This window comes from Ensifer adhaerens (genome assembly GCF_020035535.1).
GTDB lineage: Bacteria > Pseudomonadota > Alphaproteobacteria > Rhizobiales > Rhizobiaceae > Ensifer.
The window spans coordinates 3,666,460-3,684,273 of record NZ_CP083349.1; the positions used below are offsets into that span (position 1 = coordinate 3,666,460).

Consider the following 17,814-nt stretch of genomic DNA (forward strand, 5'->3'; position numbering starts at 1 on the left):
CATGACTGTTGTCGCCGGGGCGCTCTGCCTCGGCGCCTTCCTGCTCTTCGTCGGCCTGGCGATCGTAGCCTTGCTCGCCCAAACCGGCGGCACGAACGAAGGCAACCTGTTCGACGCCTATATCTGGCGCGTCACCCGCTTCACGCTGCTGCAGGCAACCCTTTCGACGCTCCTGTCGATGCTGTTCGCCATTCCTGTGGCGCGGGCGCTGGCGCGGCGGCCCCGGTTCTTCGGTCGTATCTGGCTGTTGCGGCTTATGGCGCTGCCACTCGGCCTGCCCGTTCTCGTCGGCGCGCTCGGTCTGATCGAGATCTGGGGACGCCAGGGCTTCTTCAACTCCGGCCTGCGCTGGCTCGGCCTCGAGCAACCAATCAGCATCTATGGCCTGTTCGGCATCCTGCTCGCGCATGTCTTCTTCAACATGCCGCTGGCAGCACGCCTGTTCCTGGCCGGGCTTGAACGTATTCCCGCCGAATACTGGCGCAGCGCCGCCAATCTCGGCATGCCCTCCCGTGCGCTATTCCGCTTTATTGAATGGCCTGTCCTGCGTGGCTTGCTGCCGGGCGCGGCCGGCCTCGTCTTCATGCTCTGCGCCACCAGCTTCACGCTCGTGCTGACGCTTGGCGGCGGTCCTGCGGCTAGCACCATCGAGGTCGCGATCTACCAGGCCCTGCGCTTCGATTTCGACCCACCGCGTGCGATCGCGCTATCCGGGCTGCAGATCGCCATGACCGGCGCCCTGCTCCTCATTCTGCGACGTCTGGCAACGGAGCCGGAAGAGGGCGTGACCGGCGGTCGCGCGGTTCGCCGCTTCGATGGCGCAAGGCCCGTCGCACGGCTAAACGATAGCGCCTGGATCATCCTCGCACTGCTCTTCCTCATTGCCCCGTTGATCGCGGTCGTCGTCTCGGGCCTGCAGGCCGATCTCCTCAAGCTTGCGCGCGATCCGAACGTGCATCGGGCACTGGTGACGAGCGCTTCGATCGCGCTTGCCTCGGCGCTCGCCTCCGTCGCCATGGCAGCCGTGATGATCCGTGCTGCGGCCACGGTTACCGCCCCACGCCACACAGGTACGTTGGCACGCGGCTTTGCCGACACGATCGGCGCCAGCACCTCACTGATCCTGCTGGTGCCGCCAGTCGTGCTCGGCGCCGGCTGGTTCCTGCTTCTCCGCCCCTTCGGCGATGTCGCGCGCTTTGCGCCTGTCGTCGTCGTGGCGATCAATGCCCTGATGGCCCTCCCCTTCGTCCACCGGATCCTCGCGCCGGCCATGGCCACGCACGCGGCGCGCTCCGAACGGCTGACGGCAAGCCTCGGCATCCGCGGGTTTCATCGCCTGCGATGGATCGATCTTCCCGCCCTTCGCAAACCGTTGCTGATGGCGCTCTCCTTTGCCATGGCGCTATCGCTCGGCGATCTCGGCGCGGTGGCCCTCTTCGGCTCGCAGGACATGGTGACGCTTCCCTGGCTGCTCTATAGCCGGATGGGCAGCTACCGCACCGCCGATGCGGCTGGCCTTGCCCTCTTCCTCGGGCTTCTCTGCCTGATCTTCACCATCCTCGGCACGGCGGAAGACGTCCGCCGGCGGCAAGGACGCAAAGCATGACCGAGCCCAACCCTGCCATCGAACTGCGCAATGTCGAAGTTCGCTTCGAAACGACCACGCTACGCTTCGATTGCACAATCGCGGCCGGTGGCATCGTCGCCGTTGCCGGCGCCTCCGGTTCCGGCAAGTCGACGCTCTTTCACCTGATCGCCGGCTTTGAGGATCCCGACCAGGGCGAGGTCCATATCCTCGGCCAGCAGGCTGGCAACCAGGCACCTTCGGAGCGCCCGGTCTCGATGATCTTCCAGGACAACAATCTCTTTGCCCATCTCGATGTCGCGACCAATGTCGGCCTGGGCATCAACCCGGCGCTTCGCCTGACGGACGAAGACCGCAAGAGGATCGAGGAGGCACTTTGCCGCGTGGGACTTGAAGGCTTCGAACGACGACTGCCGCCCACGCTGTCCGGCGGTGAACGCCAGCGGGTCGCGCTCGCCCGCGCGCTCGTGCGGCGTCGCCCCATCCTCTTGCTGGATGAACCTTTTGCGGCCCTCGACCCCGGAATGCGCGCCGGCATGCGTACGCTCCTTGGCGAGCTTCACGCGGAAGAAGGCAACACCATCCTGATGATCACGCACCATCCCGAAGACGTGAAGGCGCTGGCCGATAGCGTGCTTTTTCTCGACCAGGGGCGTATCATTGCACACGATACACTCGACCGCTTCCTGGAGCGGCGTGACAATGCGGCAGTCGACCGTTTTCTTGGCAACGCCTGAAGGAGGGCCTCGTTTCTCGTCGCCCCCAGCCGATTGCCACAATTTGACCGCGGCGCCATGCGACGCGCGAAATATCCGGCGAAGGCGTGAATATTCGCGCATCCGTTGCCGTGATACCACGGGGCAACTATTTCTACCGAGACAAACTAGGCAGGTGGCGCTGAAATCAGATACAGCAAGACCAGGGCTGAACAGTCGCGGCGGAGCAACGCTGCCGGACTGAAAAAGTAGGACTTTCAACGCTGTCGCTCCATCGACCCGCCGCATGCGGGCGGAGCGGCAGACGGGAAACGGGCTGAGGCATGGAGAGGCATACAGTCACACACGACCGGTTCCCGCCGAAGCGCGGGCGGCTGCGTGGACGCGTCGTGGTTGCATTGCTTGCGGCCACGCTTCTCTCCGCATGCCAGTCTGTGATCGAGCAATCCTACGAGCCGACGGTTTCGCCCTCGTCCAATCCGCAGATTGTCGACGAGGTTCAGAAGAACGATCCCCGCGCCAAGATGGGCGCACGCGAACATCCGCGCATCGTTGCAAGCTATGGCGGCGAATACAAGGATGCCAAGACGGAACGGCTGGTCGCCCGCATCGCCGGCGCGCTGACCGCCGTCTCGGAAAACCCGCAGCAGTCCTACCGCATTACCATCCTGAATTCGCCGGCAATCAACGCCTTTGCGTTGCCGGGTGGCTATCTCTACGTCACCCGCGGCCTGCTCGCGCTTGCCAACGATGCCTCCGAGGTCGCCGCCGTCCTCTCGCACGAGATGGCGCACGTCACCGCCAACCATGGCATCGAGCGCCAGCAGCGCGAAGAAGCGGAAGTCATCGCCAGCCGCGTGGTCTCCGAAGTGCTGTCGTCCGATCTCGCCGGCAAGCAGGCGCTCGCCCGCGGCAAGCTGAGGCTCGCAGCCTTCTCGCGCAACCAGGAGCTCCAGGCTGACGTCATCGGCGTACGCATGCTCGGCGAAGCCGGCTACGATCCCTACGCGGCCGCACGCTTCCTGGATTCGATGGCCGCCTATAGCCGCTTTACGGCCGTCGACCCGGAATCCGACCAGAGCCTCGACTTCCTGTCGAGCCATCCGAACGCGCCGCAGCGCGTCGATCTCGCACGCCGCCACGCCCGTGCCTTCGGCCCGGAAGGCACCAGCGGCGATCGCGGTCGCGACTATTACCTCGCCGGCATCGACGGCCTGCTCTACGGCGACAGCCCCCAGGAAGGCTATGTCCGCGGCCAGACCTTCCTGCATGGTCAGCTCGGCATCCGCTTCGAGGTCCCGACCGGCTTCCAGATCGACAACAAGGCGGAGGCGGTTCTGGCGACCGGACCCGGCGATATCGCCGTGCGTTTCGACGGGGTGGCGGACACGGGTGGACGCAGCCTGACCGACTATATCGCCAGCGGCTGGGTCACCGGCCTGCAGCCCGACACGATCAAGCCGATCAACGTCAATGGCTTGGAAGCTGCAACCGCGCGTGCCTCGGCCGATCGCTGGGATTTCGATGTCACGGTCATCCGCATCGACAGCCGCATCTACCGCTTCCTGACCGCCGTTCCCAAAGGTTCGAATGCACTGGAGCCGACCGCGAACCAGCTGCGCAGCTCGTTCCGTCGCATGACGCAGGGCGAGGCCCAGTCCTTGAAACCGCTGCGCATCCGCGTCGTGACGGTAAGACCTGGCGAAACGATCGCGACGCTTTCCGCCCGCATGATGGGCACGGATCGCAAGTTCGACCTGTTCCGGGTGATCAATGCGATGCAGGTCACCTCGACGGTGAAGCCGGGCGACAAGGTCAAGATCGTTTCTGAATAAGCCAGTGGTCGTGAGCGTAGGCGAGGAAGCCCCACAACAGGCCACCGCGTGCGTCGAGTTTGTGCGGGGCAGCGCACCGCGAACGCATCACAGGCCGATTTGCGGCGGGGAAGCCCCTGCGAACGCTACCAATGCATGCCGCGCATGAATGCGGCCGGCTCGCGATACGGCACGTGAGCAATCAAAGGCCAAAGCGGGGTTGCGCCGGAAAGATCGCGACGCGCTTCAGTGGATGCCAGCGGTCAGGGCTGGCGCCTTTGTCGCAAGCGCAGCTCTCAGCTTTTCGAGCGCCCGGGTTTCGATCTGTCGCACTCGTTCCTTGGAAATGCCAAGATCGAGGCCGAGCTCTTCGAGCGTCGCACCATCCTCTGACAGTCGCCGTGCGCGGATGATCCGCATTTCCCTTTCGGTCAAGGCACCCAGCGCATCGCGCAGCCACACTCGGGCGCGCTCTCCGTCAATCATGTCGCTGACCTGTTCGTCCGGCAGGGGCGCATCGCTGGCGAGGAAATCCAGCCGCTCGCCGCCATCGGAATCGGCGCCGCCGACGGGCGCTTGCAACGAGGTGTCGCTACCGGAAAGCCGGGCATCCATAGTCTGCACATCGGCGATGCTGACACCCAGGGCCGCCGCGATCTCTTCATGCATCGCCTGCGATGTAAGCTGCCGGTCGCCCTGGGCCAGACGCGCGCGCAAGCGCCGCAGATTGAAGAACAGGGCCTTCTGGGCCGAACTCGTTCCGCCCCGCACGATCGACCAATTGCGCAGGACATAGTCCTGCATCGATGCCCGGATCCACCAGGTCGCGTAGGTCGAGAAACGCACTTCGCGGCTCGGCTCGAAGCGGGCGGCCGCTTCCAGCAAGCCGATATGACCTTCCTGGACCAGGTCGCCCATCGGCAGGCCGAAGTTGCGGAATTTCGCGGCCATCGAAATCACCAGCCGCATGTGCGACATGGCGATCTTGTTGCGGGCTTCCTGATCATGGTCGTTTCGCCACGCCTGTGCCAGCGCGTGCTCCTCGTCGCGCTCGAGATAGGGCGCTTCCATTGCGATCTTGATCATCCGCCGGTCTGCAGTGAGAGTCTTCATCGATCACTCCGTGACTGGCGCCGGGCGCCATTGCGCGTGAAGTCCAAAAGGCCAGACGGATGAGGCGTCCGGCAGCAGGGGCGTCTCGCGCCGCGACGTCGAAACTTGAAGAAACGACGCGGCGCCCTAACTTCCAAGTCACGAACCTGAACGGTGATGGATCACAGAACCAAGATCGCCCGGCGCGAAAGCGGCGCATTTCTGCCGGCTAATGTAAATGCGCGTTGGCGCGAAAGGTTCCATTCGGTCAAAGAAAAAGCCCGGCACGACGGCCGGGCTTTTTGCAGGTACTGATTTCGGGCGAAACGCGCTTAAGCGGCTTCGTCCTGGGCGTCGTCTTCTTCGATCGACTTGCCACGCTTCGGACCCTTGCTGAGGTTAGCCTCGACGAGGCGAACGGCTTCGGTCTCCGACATCTTGTTGACGGCAGCGATTTCGCGCGCCATGCGGTCGAGGGCAGCTTCATAGAGCTGGCGTTCGGAATAGGACTGTTCCGGCTGGTTTTCGGCGCGATAGAGATCGCGGACGACCTCAGCGATGGAAATCAGGTCGCCGGAATTGATCTTGGCATCGTATTCCTGGGCGCGGCGCGACCACATGGTGCGCTTCACGCGAGCCTTGCCCTGCACAACCTTCAACGCGCGATCGACGAAATCGGTTTCGGACAGCTTACGCATGCCAATGCTGACAGCCTTGGCTACCGGCACCTTCAGACGCATCTTGTCCTTCTCGAAATCGATGACAAAAAGCTCAAGCTTCATGCCGGCGACTTCCTGCTCTTCGATCGCGACGATCTGGCCAACACCGTGGGCCGGATAGACGATCGATTCACCGGTCTTGAAGCCCTGGCGTGTCGAAGATTTTTTCTGCTGGGTCGTCATTCGTTTCAAAAACTCCCTGTTTCGCACCCGGCCATTCTGGCCGGGGCCGGGTCAGTGAGGCCCGGGATAGACGGGGATACCGCCGGGTGGGTACATCCTGGTCCGTCCAAGGAACGCAAACAGCCTCATGAAATGCGGTCACAACAGAGCAAAGCCATGTTGCGTAAAGAGGGAGACCGCGTTTTGGAGATCGTTTGCTTTCGTGATGGTTTTCGGGCGCGCAAAAACACCCTCTGTGGATCAGTAGAAGGAACCTATCACAAAAAAGTGCCGAAATCAATAATTTGCTGCATGGCAGCCATCAAGCCACCATTCTCGCAACTGCGAGCGCAGTGCGTGTTTTCCCCAGGTTTGGCGCGCGGGGCCGCTCTTGCTTCGTCAGCCTCGACGAACGATGGAAATCGTCCGTCTCAGTCGCCCTGACCCGGCTCAGCCGAGAAGAACTTGTCATATTTGCCTTCGACGCCGTCCATCTCCTTGGCCTCCGGCATCGGGTCGCGCTTGACCGTGATGTTCGGCCACTTGCTGGCAAAATCAGCGTTCAATTTCAACCACATATCAAGGCCCGGCTCGGTGTCCGGCTTGATCGCCTCGGCAGGACATTCCGGCTCGCAAACGCCACAGTCGATGCACTCGTCGGGATGAATGACGAGAAAATTCTCACCCTCATAGAAGCAATCCACGGGGCAGACTTCGACACAGTCGGTATACTTGCAGCGAATGCAATTGTCGGTCACGACATACGTCATGAGGTACTCCAGCCAATGCTCACGTTTGATGGCAGACGGCAATCAATGGTGATGCTCGTCGTCCGCGCATGCTAGGAATGTCCGGCGCGCATAGCTGCCGAAGCAAACCCGATGCACCCTACGTGGGTCTGTCAGGTAAAGGCTTTATGGGCCCTTTGCAAGAATATTCAATGCGCGAAACGCCGCGTCAAAGGCAGAGTTTTCTAAAGCATGTTGCGCAAAAGTGCGCCGTGGTTTTTGCGGTGCGATCTGCGAAAAATCAGAACGTGAAACGCAAGGAGCGGATCTGAAAGATCGCGACGGACGTCAATCCTCGCGCGGATCGAAATCGGGTTTCAGCCGATCGGTTTCCCGCCGTTCCTTCTTCGTCGGACGCCCTGCCCCGCGGTCGCGCGTAGCGAGATCGAAAGCCGAGCGTTTCTCCTTCGGCTGCTCGGGCGTGAGATCGTCGTAAAGAAGCCGCGCTTCCTCGTAAGGGCCGCGCCGTTCCCCCGGCGCAAGAACGCGCACGATCAGATTGCGCCGGTCGAGGGCGAGTTCAAGCATATCGCCCGCCTTGACCTGAAACGACGACTGCGTCACGCGCTCGTCGTTGACGGCCACGCGGCCATCCTCGATCGCCTTTTGCGCAAGCGATCGGGATTTGATCAGCCGCGTAAAAAACAGCCACTTGTCGAGACGCTGGCGCGATGCCGGGTTGGACGCGGGCTGTTTTTCCATGACCTGCCTTACTTCTTCATCTGCTCCTTGAGCGCAGCGAGCTTGGCGAAGGGCGAATCCGGATCCACCGGCTTCTCGCGACGCGGCGGACGCGCCTCGAACTTGCCCTGGCTCGGCTTGCCGCCGCGATCGTGACGCTCATGACGGTCGCCGCGGTCCTGGCGTGGCCCGCCTTCCGACTTGCCGCCTTCGTGTCGCTTGCCGCGCGCCGGCGGGCCGCCCTTGCGTCCGCCTTCACGTCCTTCGCCCTGGCCCTGGCCCTGGCCTTGACCATGCCCGTGGCGCTGACCGCCGCGACGCTGGTCGCCCTGGTGGCGGCCACCGCCCTGGCGCTGGTTGTCCTGACGGGTGCCGGGACGCCAGAGCAGAACCGGCTTGGCTTCAACCGGTTCCCCGGCCTCGGTGAGTTGACTTTCGGCAGGCTGCGCCTCGCTCGTAGCGACTTCGCCTTCAGCCGTTTCAGTCTCGGCGGCAGGCGCCTCAGCGGCAGCAGCCTCGACTTCAACCGCGCTGTCACCAGCGTCAGCGTCATCGACGACGGCGACCGGCTCGGAAGCGGCAGCCGTTGCGGCCGGTGCACCGTCATGGCTGGCGAGGAAGGCTGCAGCCTCCTCGGCCTTGACTGCGTCGGCGCGATAGCCGAGGCCCTTCAGAATCTCTTCCATATCGTCGGGCGTCGCGCCGAGGATCGAGAGCATCGACGTGGTCGCGGTGAAGCGGCGGCCGTCATAGGCACCTTCCGGACGCGGCTGCGCGCCGGGCTTCCACTGCAGCAACGGCCGGATGAGATCGGCCAGGCGCTCCAGGATGTCGATGCGGACGGCACGCTTTCCGAGGAAACGGAAACCGGCGAGCTTGTAGAAGGTCCGCTCGAAGGACGGATCGGTGACGACGGACGTGCGACCGGCGGCGAGCATCGGAATGAGGTCGCCGTAGCCGGGCTTGTCGAGGCCGTCGTTCTTCAGTGCCCAGAGCAGCGTGATGAGCTCGGCCGGAGCCGGCTTCAGGAGCGCCGGGAGGAAGATATGGTAGGCGCCGAAGCGAACGCCGTACTTGCGGATCGAAGCGCGACCGTCCTGATCCAGCGACTTGACGTCGTCGGCGACATCGCGGCGGAAGAGCACACCGAGGTTTTCGACGAGCTGGAACGCAAGGCCCTTGGCCAGGCCTTCGAGATCCTCGGCACGCGAGATATCGTCGAGCGGCTTCAGCACCGTACCGATGTGATGGTTCACGAAACGCTCGACGCGCGCCAGGACGTGCTCGCGAGCATTCGCCTGGAGCTGATCGTCGGCAAGCAGGATGACGCGCGGGCGCATGACGTGGTCGCTCGCAGCGAGACGGGCGACGGGATCGCCGAGCCAGCGCACCAGACCGTCCGACGAAAGCGCCAGGTCGTTGTTGCCCGAGGCGTGCAGACGTGCAGCCCGCGCCTCGAACTCGAGTGCCAGCGCCTTCTGGGCAGCCCCCTGCACGGCCTTGGCATCCGGGCCGTCGCCACCGGTCGCCAGCGTAAACCGGAAACCGGTTAGTTGTCCTACGTGGTGTCCTTCGACGAAGACATCACCATTCACACTGATTTCAGCTTCCAGCATAGCATTCTCTCTCAGGCGCTTCATGAGCACAGATGTCCTGCGATCAACAAAGCGTTTCGTCAACCGTTCATGTAGTGCGTCGGATAATCGATCTTCAATTTCCCGCGTCTTTTCTTGCCAGTGTGTCGGATCGGCCAGCCATCCCGGTCGGTTCGACACATAGGTCCAGGTTCTGATCTGCGCGATTCGCGCCGAAAGTGTGTCGATCTCGCCGTCGGTGTGATCGGCACGCCTGACCTGTTCGGCCATGAAATCTTCGTTCACCGCACCCCGGCGAACGAGATCTGCGTAGATCGTCGAGATCAGATCGGCGTGCTGCGCGGGCGTGATGCGCCGATAGTCCGGCAGCGCGCAGGCTTCCCATAGTTTTTCCACGCGCTCGGCATTGGTCGTGATATCGACGACCTCCGGGTAGCGGGTCAAATGTTCGAACGCTTGCTGGTCTACCGCAGGTAGCGCCCGGGCAAGGCCAGGAACCGTTGGCGCTGCTTCGAGGCTCTTCTTCAGGGCGGGAAGCGACGAATAGTCGAACGCCTTCGAGCGCCACTGCAGCACCTTCACCGGATCGAACTCGTGCGCCTCGATGCGATGGACCAGTTCGTTGTCGAAAGGATCGACGCGACCCGTCACTCCGAACGTGCCATCGCGCAAGTGCCGACCGGCGCGGCCGGCGATCTGCGCAAGCTCGGCCGGATTCAAATTGCGGAACTGGTATCCGTCGAATTTGCGGTCCTGTGCGAAGGCGACGTGATCGACGTCGAGGTTGAGCCCCATGCCGATCGCGTCGGTCGCGACCAGGTATTCGACATCGCCTTCCTGATAGAGCGCCACCTGGGCATTGCGGGTGCGCGGCGATAGCGCGCCGAGAACCACGGCGGCACCACCGCGCTGGCGGCGGATCAGCTCGGCGATCGCATAGACCTCGTCGGCGGAGAAGGCGACGATCGCCGAGCGATGCGGCAGGCGGGTGATTTTCTTCGAGCCGGCATACAGAAGCTGCGACATACGCGGCCGCTCGACGACGGTGATGCCGGGCAGCAGCTGCTCGAGGATCGGCCGCATCGTTCCGGCGCCCAAGAGCAGCGTCTCTCCCCGTCCTCTCAGATGCAAGATCCGGTCGGTGAAGATGTGGCCGCGCTCGAGGTCGCCGGCAAGCTGCACCTCGTCGATTGCGACGAAGGACGCCGTGGTCTCGCGCGGCATCGCTTCGACGGTGCAGACCGAAAAGCGGGCGCGATGCGGCGTGATCTTTTCCTCGCCGGTGATCAGCGCGACATTGTGGTGGCCGACCCTTTCGACAAGGCGCGTATAGACCTCGCGCGCCAAGAGGCGCAGCGGCAGGCCTATGACGCCGCTCTCATGCGCGATCATGCGCTCGATCGCGTAGTGCGTCTTGCCGGTATTGGTTGGCCCGAGCACCGCGGTTACGCCGCGGCCGCTCAGGATCATGGGGTGAACGGACACGTCATCGATCCCGGGCATTCAGAAATTACGGCAGCGTCTTTTCACGCTGGCGGCAAACACATGCCCACGCACCGAGCCAAACGCAAGGGGCGCCGACAACTAAAACCATCGTTCTATGCTCTCATCCCATTGCACCACCTGTTGTGGTTGGCGCAATCGAGAATCGGAACAGCCATGGAACGAATCGGCGACGAATCGAAGACTTATCGCGATTCACTGTATGTTCACGACTACATATAGATTTCAACACCCGACGTTGCACCACATGCTGAATCTGGTGCGGATTCCATGCCATGGGGCTCACGACTCGCCTCGATCCGGGCTGTACCATTGCCAGACAGGTCCAAGGATTCGGAATCCAAGACTCTGGAAAGCTTGGAAAATTTTTCACGAAATTCGTCGGAGATTCACCGGATGGGGAGAATGAGAATCGCATTCCGCATCCTCGACCAATGCGAGCGTATCTGATGGCGACTCGTGATCCGCGCATCATTCCGCTTTTGTTCTCCACAAGATATAGTGTCTACGCCGTGCGCCGGCAACACGATCGGGGGCGCAACTTCGCGATTCAAGCCCGCGGGTGAACAGGCGCCTGCTTCCTCCACCCCGCATAAGAACGGCGCCCCGAAGGGCGCCGCTTGAAAACGCTAGAGAGATGGGAAGATCAGACGACAAACTGTCCGCCATTCGCCGAAATCGTCGAGCCGGTGATGAAGCCGGCATCGTCGGAGGCCAGGAACACCACGCAGCGGGCGATTTCTTCCGGTTCGCCGAGGCGACCGACGGGGATCTGCGGAATGATCCGCTCGTTCAGCACCTTCTCCGGCACCGCCCGCACCATTTCCGTGCCGATATAGCCCGGGCAGATGGCATTGACTGTGATGCCCTTGGCAGCACCTTCCTGGGCGAGCGACTTCGTGAAGCCGAGATCGCCAGCCTTGGCCGCCGAATAGTTGGCCTGGCCCATCTGGCCCTTCTGGCCGTTGATCGACGAGATGTTGATGACGCGGCCGAAACCGCGGTCGCGCATGGCGGACCAGAGCGGGTGGGTCATGTTGAAGAGACCGGTAAGGTTGGTGCCGATCACCTCGCCCCATTGTTCGGGCGTCATTTTATGGAACATCGCATCGCGGGTGATGCCCGCGTTGTTGACCAGTACCTCGACCGGGCCGAGATCGGCCTCGACCTTGGCGATCCCCTCGGCGCAGGCCTGATAACTGGAAACGTCCCACTTGTAGACCGGGATGCCGGTTTCCTGCTTGAAGGCCTGGGCCTTCTCGTCATTGCCGGCATAGTTGGCAGCCACCTTGTAGCCGGCATTCTTGAGTGCGATGGAAATTGCAGCACCAATGCCGCGCGACCCACCCGTGACCAATGCTACCCTGCTCATGCACGCCTCCCACTTGATCAATTCAGTTTCTCAAAGGCCTTCTTCATCAGCTTTTCGCCGATCTGTTGCCCGTAGAGCTCGGCGGCCGCCTGAAACTGCGGCGTCGCGAGCATAGGCATTCCCACCTCGCACTTGGTGAGCGCGAGTTCCATCATCAGTGTACTGAGTTGTTCCAGCGACGCCTTCAGCGCACCACTGTCATCGTTCAAGGCGGCAACCATCACGTCCTTGAACACGCCCTCCTCATCAGAAGTCGTATGTTCCAGCATGCACTGAACCAACCGCGCCTCCTCGAGAGGCGCGGGATTGGCATGTGCAGAAACGATCGGCGAACCGGCCAGCAAGAGGGAAAACGGAACCCACCTGGCGCTGTTCATGCCGCCAAACCGACTAGAGCCGTTCGACGCACATGGCGACGCCCATGCCGCCGCCGATGCAGAGCGTTGCAAGCCCCTTGGAAACGCCGCGGCGCTTCATTTCGAAGAGAAGCGTGTTGAGCACGCGCGCACCGGAAGCACCGATCGGATGGCCGATGGCGATCGCGCCGCCGTTGACGTTGACGATCGACGGATCCCAGCCGAGGTCCTTGTTGACCGCGCAGGCCTGGGCAGCGAAGGCCTCGTTGGCTTCCACAAGCTCGACGTCACCGATCGCCCAGCCAGCTTTCGCCAGCGCCTTGCGCGATGCCGGGATCGGGCCGGTGCCCATGACCTGCGGATCAACGCCGGCCGTTGCCCAGGAAACGATGCGGGCAAGCGGCTGGATGCCGCGCTTGGAAGCCTGCGCTTCGGTCATCAAAAGTGTGGCGGCGGCGCCGTCATTGAGGCCGGAGGCGTTGCCCGCGGTGACCGTGCCTTCCTTGTCGAAGGCCGGACGAAGCTTCGTCATCTGGTCGAGCGTTGCACCGTGGCGGATGTATTCGTCCTGGTCGACGGTGACGTCGCCCTTGCGACCCTTGACGATGAACGGGATGATCTCGTCGGCAAAGCGCCCGGCCTTCTGGGCCGCTTCTGCCTTGTTCTGCGAGGCGAGCGCGAAGGTGTCCTGCTCTTCGCGGCTGAGCTGCCACTGGCGGGCGACGTTCTCGGCGGTGATGCCCATGTGATAGCCGTAGAAGGCGTCGGTCAGGCCGTCCTTGATCATCGTGTCGATCATCTTGAAGTCGCCCATCTTCACGCCGCCGCGAAGATGCGAGCAATGCGGCGCCATCGACATCGACTCCATGCCGCCGGCGACGATGATATCCGCATCACCGGTTGCAATCTGCTGCATGCCGAGTGCGACCGCACGAAGGCCGGAACCGCAGAGCTGGTTCATGCCCCAGGCGGTCTTTTCCTGTGGGACACCCGCCTTCATCGCTGCCTGGCGCGCCGGGTTCTGGCCCTCGCCGGCCTGCAGGACCTGGCCGAGGATCACTTCGTCGACTTCGCCCGCTTCGACACCTGCGCGCTCGAGCACGCCCTTGATGACGGCGGCGCCGAGCTCATGTGCCGGGGTGTTGCCGAACGCTCCGTTGAAGGATCCGACCGCGGTGCGGCCGGCGCTGGCGATCACGATGGAGGGGTTGCTCATGGGACGTTTCCTCAGATCTTTCTTGCCTAATGAAAGCAGACTGGCAAAGCGCGCGACGCAAGTCAAACGCCTTGATGCAGTGCCACAAAACCGTCACTCAAGACGCAGCCGCAAGATTTCGCACTTGCGTCGTCGCAACGCACAAAGACATTGTCAGCGGCGCTCTTTTGCGGATACTCTGAAAAACGCAATAAAGACGGGATGATGGGTGAGAGGAGACCCTGATGGCGAAGCACGAAGGCCAGATCGTTATAAAAAAATATGCGAACCGGCGGCTCTACAACACCGGGACCAGCACCTATGTCACGCTCGACGACCTGGCTGTCATGGTGAAGAAGGGCGAAGATTTCATCGTCCAGGACGCGAAGTCCGGAGAGGACATCACCCATTCCGTGCTGACGCAGATCATCTTCGAGCAGGAATCCAAGACCGGCAATACGCTTCTGCCGATCTCGTTCCTGCGCCAGCTGATCTCGTTCTACGGCGACCAGATGCAGATGGTGGTGCCGAGCTATCTCGAGCACTCGATGCAGGCTTTCACCGAACAACAGTCGCAGATGCGCGAGCAGATCAACAAGGCCTTCGGCGACACGCCGCTCGGCAAGAACCTGCAGGCTCCGTTGCAACTTGTCGAAGAGCAGGTCCGTCGCAATACCGAGATGTTTCATCAGGCGATGCAGATGTTCTCGCCCTTCATCACCGCTCCGCCGGTGAAGGAAACCAAGAAGGCCGAGGCTAAGGATATCGACGAGCTCAAGGAGCAGCTTCGCGCGCTCCAGACCAAGCTCGACAATCTCGGCTAAGCACGCCTTTTTCGCAAAGGCGGGTGAACCACCCGCCTCATTTGCTTGCGTTCGTACGTGCCCTGGACTGGGTTACGCCCAGGATCGGGTCGGCTCCTAAAGACCGATCGAGACGTCGCGGCCGGCCGAACGCATCGAGACGGCAAAACCGGCGATGACATCGATGAAGCTGATCGTCATCAGGATGAAGAAGAGCTGGGTGGCGGCCGGTGCCAGCAACAGGAATTCGATCAAAAAGACGATGAACAGGATCATCGACAACAGGTGATCCATCAGCGCACGCGTGCTCGTGCGGGTCGCCTTCAGCAATTCGACGAAGAGCAACAGCAGTGCAACGACGATCAGGAGGTCGCCGAAGCGCATCGTCCAGGTCGCGCCCGACAGCATGGACAACGACAACATCTCGGCATTCAGCCCGGCAATACCGCCGAACATTCCAATCATCGCGAGATTGTAGATAACGAAAGGCAGGATCAGCAGCGGCACGGCAGCGAGCATCGGGCACGAACTCCTTTGCCGCGTCTTGCGGCGTCTTCAGGCCTAGGGCGCTGTGCGGTCGTTTGAACGCACCAAGGACGCTCCAGCACTTAGGGTGTAAAGCACCTCTCCGCTTCCAGCGACTTCACTTGCAGCGTGATGCTCTAGCTCCTGCGGATAGCACAGGGTCCAAGCGAGAAAATGTCAGACGCAAAACAAAAGGGCCGGCAGAGCCAGCCCTTTGAACCATTCCACGAACGGAAACGCTTATGCGCTTTCCTTCGGGGTCAGAACCTGACGGCCACGGTACATGCCGGTCTTCAGGTCGATGTGGTGCGGACGGCGCAGTTCGCCCGAGTTCTTGTCTTCGACGTAGGTCGGAGCCTTGAGGGCGTCAGCGGAACGGCGCATGCCACGCTTGGACGGGCTCGTTTTTCTTTTAGGTACAGCCATTTCATTCTCCACTTATCGGGCAAACACTGTTCAGCAGCCGAAATGGCCGTGTTAAACAGATGTCAATCACGGAAATTTGGCGCGCTTATACATGGCCAACTCCCGCTTGACCAGTCCCCAGCCGCAATTTTTCGACTCAAGATCTGGCGGAACCGATTCAGACCTCGTCTTCGGGAACGACCCACGGCTCGGCGCGGGCCGCCTCTTCCCACTTTCGGTAGGCGGGATGCGCCTTCATCCGTTGCATGTATCCGAGCGATTCCTGATCCGCAACGAGATCATAGACGTCGAAACGGCTAACCACAGGAGCGTACATCGCGTCTGCTGCACCGAAGGCGCCGAAGAGGAACGGGCCGCCGGATCGGGCAAGCGCTTGCTTCCAGATTTGCTCGATGCGGGCGACATCGGCGCGAACGTCGGCATCCACCTCAAGAGCCTGCTTCTCCCGGCGGACATTCATCGGGCAGGCACCGCGTAACGCCCGGAAACCGGAGAGCATCTCTATGGAATAGCTGCGCGCCCGGGCGCGGGCCTCACGATCCGCGGGCCAGAGCCCGGCATTGGGAAAGAGCTCGGCGACGTATTCGATGATCGCCAGCGATTCCCAGACGAGCAGTTCGCCATGCCGTAGCAACGGCACACGCCCCGTCGGCGAGACCGCACGGATTTCGGGATTGCCCGCCGCAAAGTCGAAGGGAATGACCACGTCCTCGAAATCGATGCCCGCGGCGCTCATCGCCATCCAGGGCCGCATCGACCAGGATGAATAGTTCTTGTTGCCGACGTAAAGGATAAGTCCGGTCATTTCTGTTCCTTGGCTAAGGTCTGTCCGAGAAAACGATCAGTTCCTCGAAATGGTTCATGTCCTCGAAGGAGCAGAAAGCCGGCGGATCGAGCTCGATCACCGGCACCCGTTCCCTGAGATAGGCAAGTTGGTCGCTCAACATCTCCTGCCAGCGCGGCAGTGCCGCGTCATCGAGCCAGTCGATGACATAGGCGAAGGTGATGTGAAACGCGTAGTTGTCATGATCCGGATGCCGATAACCGAAGACCGCGGCGAAAGCATCTCGCCAAGCCTTGAGATGAGCGCGATCGGCAGCGCTATCGCCCTCGAGCGCAAGACCGGTCGGCGTCACATCCGTCACCCGCGCCCGGAAGGGCTGCAGCGGCGCAAAATTCTTGAGCCGTGCGCAGTAGTGTTCGGTCATCGCGTCGATCGACGTGTCGAAGGGCATGTCAACGGGCCAATAGGGCAGCCTGCGGCGATACTCGATGATGCCCTGGAAGATCGTCATGTGCAGGCTGGACGGATCGGTGAAGGCGAACTGCTCCGCCTCGGGCATCGCCAGCAGACGATCGCGCACTGCGAGCACGGCAAGCTCTGACGGCGATCCGGCGGTGACGTGGGAGACAACCGTGTTGCCCGGCTCGCGCAGGAAACAGCCGTCGGTGCCGTAGCGGGTTCCAAGATGTTTCGGCGGAGCATCATTGGCGCTGCGGCCGAAGGCGAGAAGCGAAGGAGAGATCGAAATCATGGCAGAGACGAGGCCTTTCAAACGGAGAGAGGCCCAGATGGCAGAACTCTACTACGCGAGGATGACATCGGCCGGCGACGGCATCCAATGAAAAGGTCTGATCCTAATCATAAAGGCAGGTGATGTAGCCGCCGGAGCGGCTGGCGCGGCGCTCGATCAGGTTCGCCAGACGCTTGAGCCCGCGGCCCGGCTTGCCGGCGTTGCGCTCCTTCGGGTTGGGCAGCGAAACCGCGAGCAGTGCTGCCTGCCGGCGCGAAAGCTTCGACGCGGAAACCCCGAAATGGTGGCGAGCCGCAGCCTCGATACCGTAGATCCCGTCGCCCCATTCGGCGATGTTCAGGTAGATCTCCATCATCCGCCGCTTGCTCCAGACGAAATCGGCGGCGACAGCCAGCGGCAATTCCATGCCTTTGCGCAGGAAGGAGCGACCGTTCCAGAGGTAGAGGTTCTTGACCGTCTGCATCGGGATGGTGCTGGCGCCGCGGGTCGATTCCCCTTCGAGCGCATCTTGGACCACGCCGCGCATCTGGCCCCAGTCGACGCCGTCATGGGCGCAGAACTGGCCGTCCTCCGACATCATCACCGATTGCACCAGCACCGGCGCGATGTTGTCGAACTCGACCCACTGACGATCGTAGCCGCGAAGCAGGACGAGATCTCGCAGCATCAGCGTCGAAACCGGGTGAATGAACTCGACAAGATAGAGAACGATCAGCACATAGGGCAAGGCGACAAAGCCGAGGACGGCCAGGATGATCTGGCGGCGTCTCGTGCGTAACGTGCGGCGAAGCGAAGACCAGCGACTGGAAGGCACTTCGCCCTCCTCGCGCGCTTCCGGAACGACGTTCACGGCCTGACTGTTCACCTCGCTGTCCATCCGCTTCTCTTAGTGCATGCGCCGGCAGAGTTGAACGGGCTTTATGGCAAAACGCAAGGCGCCCACACAG

At 62.2% G+C, this 17,814-nt stretch carries 17 protein-coding genes; 4 read left to right on the top strand and 13 right to left on the bottom strand.

Going from position 1 to position 17,814, the window contains the following annotated elements:
- Window position 1 precedes the first annotated feature (1 nt).
- The 3 genes from thiP (at window position 2) to LAC81_RS17940 (ending at window position 4,136) form a co-directional block, all read left to right on the top strand.
- Window positions 2-1,606 carry a thiamine/thiamine pyrophosphate ABC transporter permease ThiP gene (gene thiP / locus LAC81_RS17930; RefSeq protein ID WP_223725881.1) on the top strand — a complete coding sequence of 535 codons (1,605 nt, stop codon included), beginning with the start codon at window positions 2-4 and terminating at the stop codon, window positions 1,604-1,606.
- Complete coding sequence (thiQ, locus tag LAC81_RS17935; protein WP_223725882.1) at window positions 1,603-2,322, top strand: thiamine ABC transporter ATP-binding protein; 720 nt, start codon at window positions 1,603-1,605, stop codon at window positions 2,320-2,322. The genes thiP and thiQ overlap by 4 nt, the downstream gene beginning before the upstream one ends.
- A 302-nt stretch (window positions 2,323-2,624) precedes the next feature.
- The gene (locus LAC81_RS17940; protein ID WP_223725883.1) at window positions 2,625-4,136 is read left to right on the top strand and encodes a M48 family metalloprotease; all 1,512 of its coding nucleotides are present in this window, start codon (window positions 2,625-2,627) and stop codon (window positions 4,134-4,136) included.
- Between the two features lie 225 nt (window positions 4,137-4,361).
- Here the strand turns inward: LAC81_RS17940 and LAC81_RS17945 are convergent, their stop codons facing one another.
- From LAC81_RS17945 to LAC81_RS17980, 8 genes are all read right to left on the bottom strand, one after another.
- A complete protein-coding gene (locus tag LAC81_RS17945; RefSeq protein ID WP_113535377.1) occupies window positions 4,362-5,228 on the bottom strand; it encodes an RNA polymerase factor sigma-32 in 867 nt (288 codons plus the stop codon).
- A 311-nt stretch (window positions 5,229-5,539) separates the two neighbouring features.
- Window positions 5,540-6,109 carry a CarD family transcriptional regulator gene (locus tag LAC81_RS17950; RefSeq protein WP_113535378.1) on the bottom strand — a complete coding sequence of 190 codons (570 nt, stop codon included), beginning with the start codon at window positions 6,107-6,109 and terminating at the stop codon, window positions 5,540-5,542.
- Between the two features lie 410 nt (window positions 6,110-6,519).
- Window positions 6,520-6,858, bottom strand: a complete 339-nt coding sequence (fdxA, locus tag LAC81_RS17955; RefSeq protein WP_113535379.1) for a ferredoxin FdxA — start codon at window positions 6,856-6,858, stop codon at window positions 6,520-6,522.
- A 306-nt stretch (window positions 6,859-7,164) separates the two neighbouring features.
- On the bottom strand, window positions 7,165-7,578 hold the full coding sequence (locus LAC81_RS17960; RefSeq protein WP_223725884.1) for an RNA-binding S4 domain-containing protein: 414 nt from the start codon (window positions 7,576-7,578) through the stop codon (window positions 7,165-7,167).
- Window positions 7,579-7,586: 8 nt separating this feature from the next.
- A complete protein-coding gene (locus LAC81_RS17965) occupies window positions 7,587-10,622 on the bottom strand; it encodes a helicase-related protein (protein WP_223727853.1) in 3,036 nt (1,011 codons plus the stop codon).
- A gap of 679 nt (window positions 10,623-11,301) precedes the next feature.
- The gene (locus LAC81_RS17970) at window positions 11,302-12,027 is read right to left on the bottom strand and encodes a beta-ketoacyl-ACP reductase (protein WP_113535381.1); all 726 of its coding nucleotides are present in this window, start codon (window positions 12,025-12,027) and stop codon (window positions 11,302-11,304) included.
- A gap of 17 nt (window positions 12,028-12,044) precedes the next feature.
- The gene (locus tag LAC81_RS17975) at window positions 12,045-12,404 is read right to left on the bottom strand and encodes a hypothetical protein (protein WP_223725885.1); all 360 of its coding nucleotides are present in this window, start codon (window positions 12,402-12,404) and stop codon (window positions 12,045-12,047) included.
- 13 nt (window positions 12,405-12,417) lie between these two features.
- Window positions 12,418-13,599 carry an acetyl-CoA C-acetyltransferase gene (locus LAC81_RS17980; protein WP_113535383.1) on the bottom strand — a complete coding sequence of 394 codons (1,182 nt, stop codon included), beginning with the start codon at window positions 13,597-13,599 and terminating at the stop codon, window positions 12,418-12,420.
- A 224-nt stretch (window positions 13,600-13,823) separates the two neighbouring features.
- On the opposite strand from LAC81_RS17980, the gene phaR reads away from it, so the two are divergent.
- On the top strand, window positions 13,824-14,402 hold the full coding sequence (phaR, locus tag LAC81_RS17985) for a polyhydroxyalkanoate synthesis repressor PhaR (RefSeq protein ID WP_113535384.1): 579 nt from the start codon (window positions 13,824-13,826) through the stop codon (window positions 14,400-14,402).
- Between the two features lie 96 nt (window positions 14,403-14,498).
- On the opposite strand, the gene LAC81_RS17990 is transcribed toward phaR, so the two are convergent.
- The 5 genes from LAC81_RS17990 to mtgA all read right to left on the bottom strand — a co-directional run bounded on the left by LAC81_RS17990 (window position 14,499) and on the right by mtgA (window position 17,744).
- Entirely contained in the window at window positions 14,499-14,900 is a 402-nt protein-coding gene (locus LAC81_RS17990) for a hypothetical protein (protein ID WP_113535385.1), read from the bottom strand.
- 246 nt (window positions 14,901-15,146) lie between these two features.
- Complete coding sequence (rpmF, locus tag LAC81_RS17995; protein WP_003543812.1) at window positions 15,147-15,332, bottom strand: 50S ribosomal protein L32; 186 nt, start codon at window positions 15,330-15,332, stop codon at window positions 15,147-15,149.
- Between the two features lie 157 nt (window positions 15,333-15,489).
- Window positions 15,490-16,137: a glutathione S-transferase family protein gene (locus tag LAC81_RS18000; protein ID WP_223725886.1), complete on the bottom strand. Its 648-nt coding sequence runs from the start codon at window positions 16,135-16,137 to the stop codon at window positions 15,490-15,492.
- 13 nt (window positions 16,138-16,150) lie between these two features.
- A complete protein-coding gene (locus LAC81_RS18005; protein WP_223725887.1) occupies window positions 16,151-16,867 on the bottom strand; it encodes a DUF1868 domain-containing protein in 717 nt (238 codons plus the stop codon).
- Window positions 16,868-16,970: 103 nt separating this feature from the next.
- A complete protein-coding gene (gene mtgA, locus LAC81_RS18010) occupies window positions 16,971-17,744 on the bottom strand; it encodes a monofunctional biosynthetic peptidoglycan transglycosylase (RefSeq protein WP_419195782.1) in 774 nt (257 codons plus the stop codon).
- Between the last annotated feature and the right edge of the window lie 70 nt (window positions 17,745-17,814).

Coding starts and splice junctions, on each gene's coding strand:
- thiP (WP_223725881.1), top strand. CDS start 2: ATGACTGTTGTCGCCGGGGCGCTCTGCCTCGGCGCCTTCCTGCTCTTC.
- thiQ (WP_223725882.1), top strand. CDS start 1,603: ATGACCGAGCCCAACCCTGCCATCGAACTGCGCAATGTCGAAGTTCGC.
- LAC81_RS17940 (WP_223725883.1), top strand. CDS start 2,625: ATGGAGAGGCATACAGTCACACACGACCGGTTCCCGCCGAAGCGCGGG.
- LAC81_RS17945 (WP_113535377.1), bottom strand. CDS start 5,228: ATGAAGACTCTCACTGCAGACCGGCGGATGATCAAGATCGCAATGGAA.
- LAC81_RS17950 (WP_113535378.1), bottom strand. CDS start 6,109: ATGACGACCCAGCAGAAAAAATCTTCGACACGCCAGGGCTTCAAGACC.
- fdxA (WP_113535379.1), bottom strand. CDS start 6,858: ATGACGTATGTCGTGACCGACAATTGCATTCGCTGCAAGTATACCGAC.
- LAC81_RS17960 (WP_223725884.1), bottom strand. CDS start 7,578: ATGGAAAAACAGCCCGCGTCCAACCCGGCATCGCGCCAGCGTCTCGAC.
- LAC81_RS17965 (WP_223727853.1), bottom strand. CDS start 10,622: ATGATCCTGAGCGGCCGCGGCGTAACCGCGGTGCTCGGGCCAACCAAT.
- LAC81_RS17970 (WP_113535381.1), bottom strand. CDS start 12,027: ATGAGCAGGGTAGCATTGGTCACGGGTGGGTCGCGCGGCATTGGTGCT.
- LAC81_RS17975 (WP_223725885.1), bottom strand. CDS start 12,404: ATGAACAGCGCCAGGTGGGTTCCGTTTTCCCTCTTGCTGGCCGGTTCG.
- LAC81_RS17980 (WP_113535383.1), bottom strand. CDS start 13,599: ATGAGCAACCCCTCCATCGTGATCGCCAGCGCCGGCCGCACCGCGGTC.
- phaR (WP_113535384.1), top strand. CDS start 13,824: ATGGCGAAGCACGAAGGCCAGATCGTTATAAAAAAATATGCGAACCGG.
- LAC81_RS17990 (WP_113535385.1), bottom strand. CDS start 14,900: ATGCTCGCTGCCGTGCCGCTGCTGATCCTGCCTTTCGTTATCTACAAT.
- rpmF (WP_003543812.1), bottom strand. CDS start 15,332: ATGGCTGTACCTAAAAGAAAAACGAGCCCGTCCAAGCGTGGCATGCGC.
- LAC81_RS18000 (WP_223725886.1), bottom strand. CDS start 16,137: ATGACCGGACTTATCCTTTACGTCGGCAACAAGAACTATTCATCCTGG.
- LAC81_RS18005 (WP_223725887.1), bottom strand. CDS start 16,867: ATGATTTCGATCTCTCCTTCGCTTCTCGCCTTCGGCCGCAGCGCCAAT.
- mtgA (WP_419195782.1), bottom strand. CDS start 17,744: ATGGACAGCGAGGTGAACAGTCAGGCCGTGAACGTCGTTCCGGAAGCG.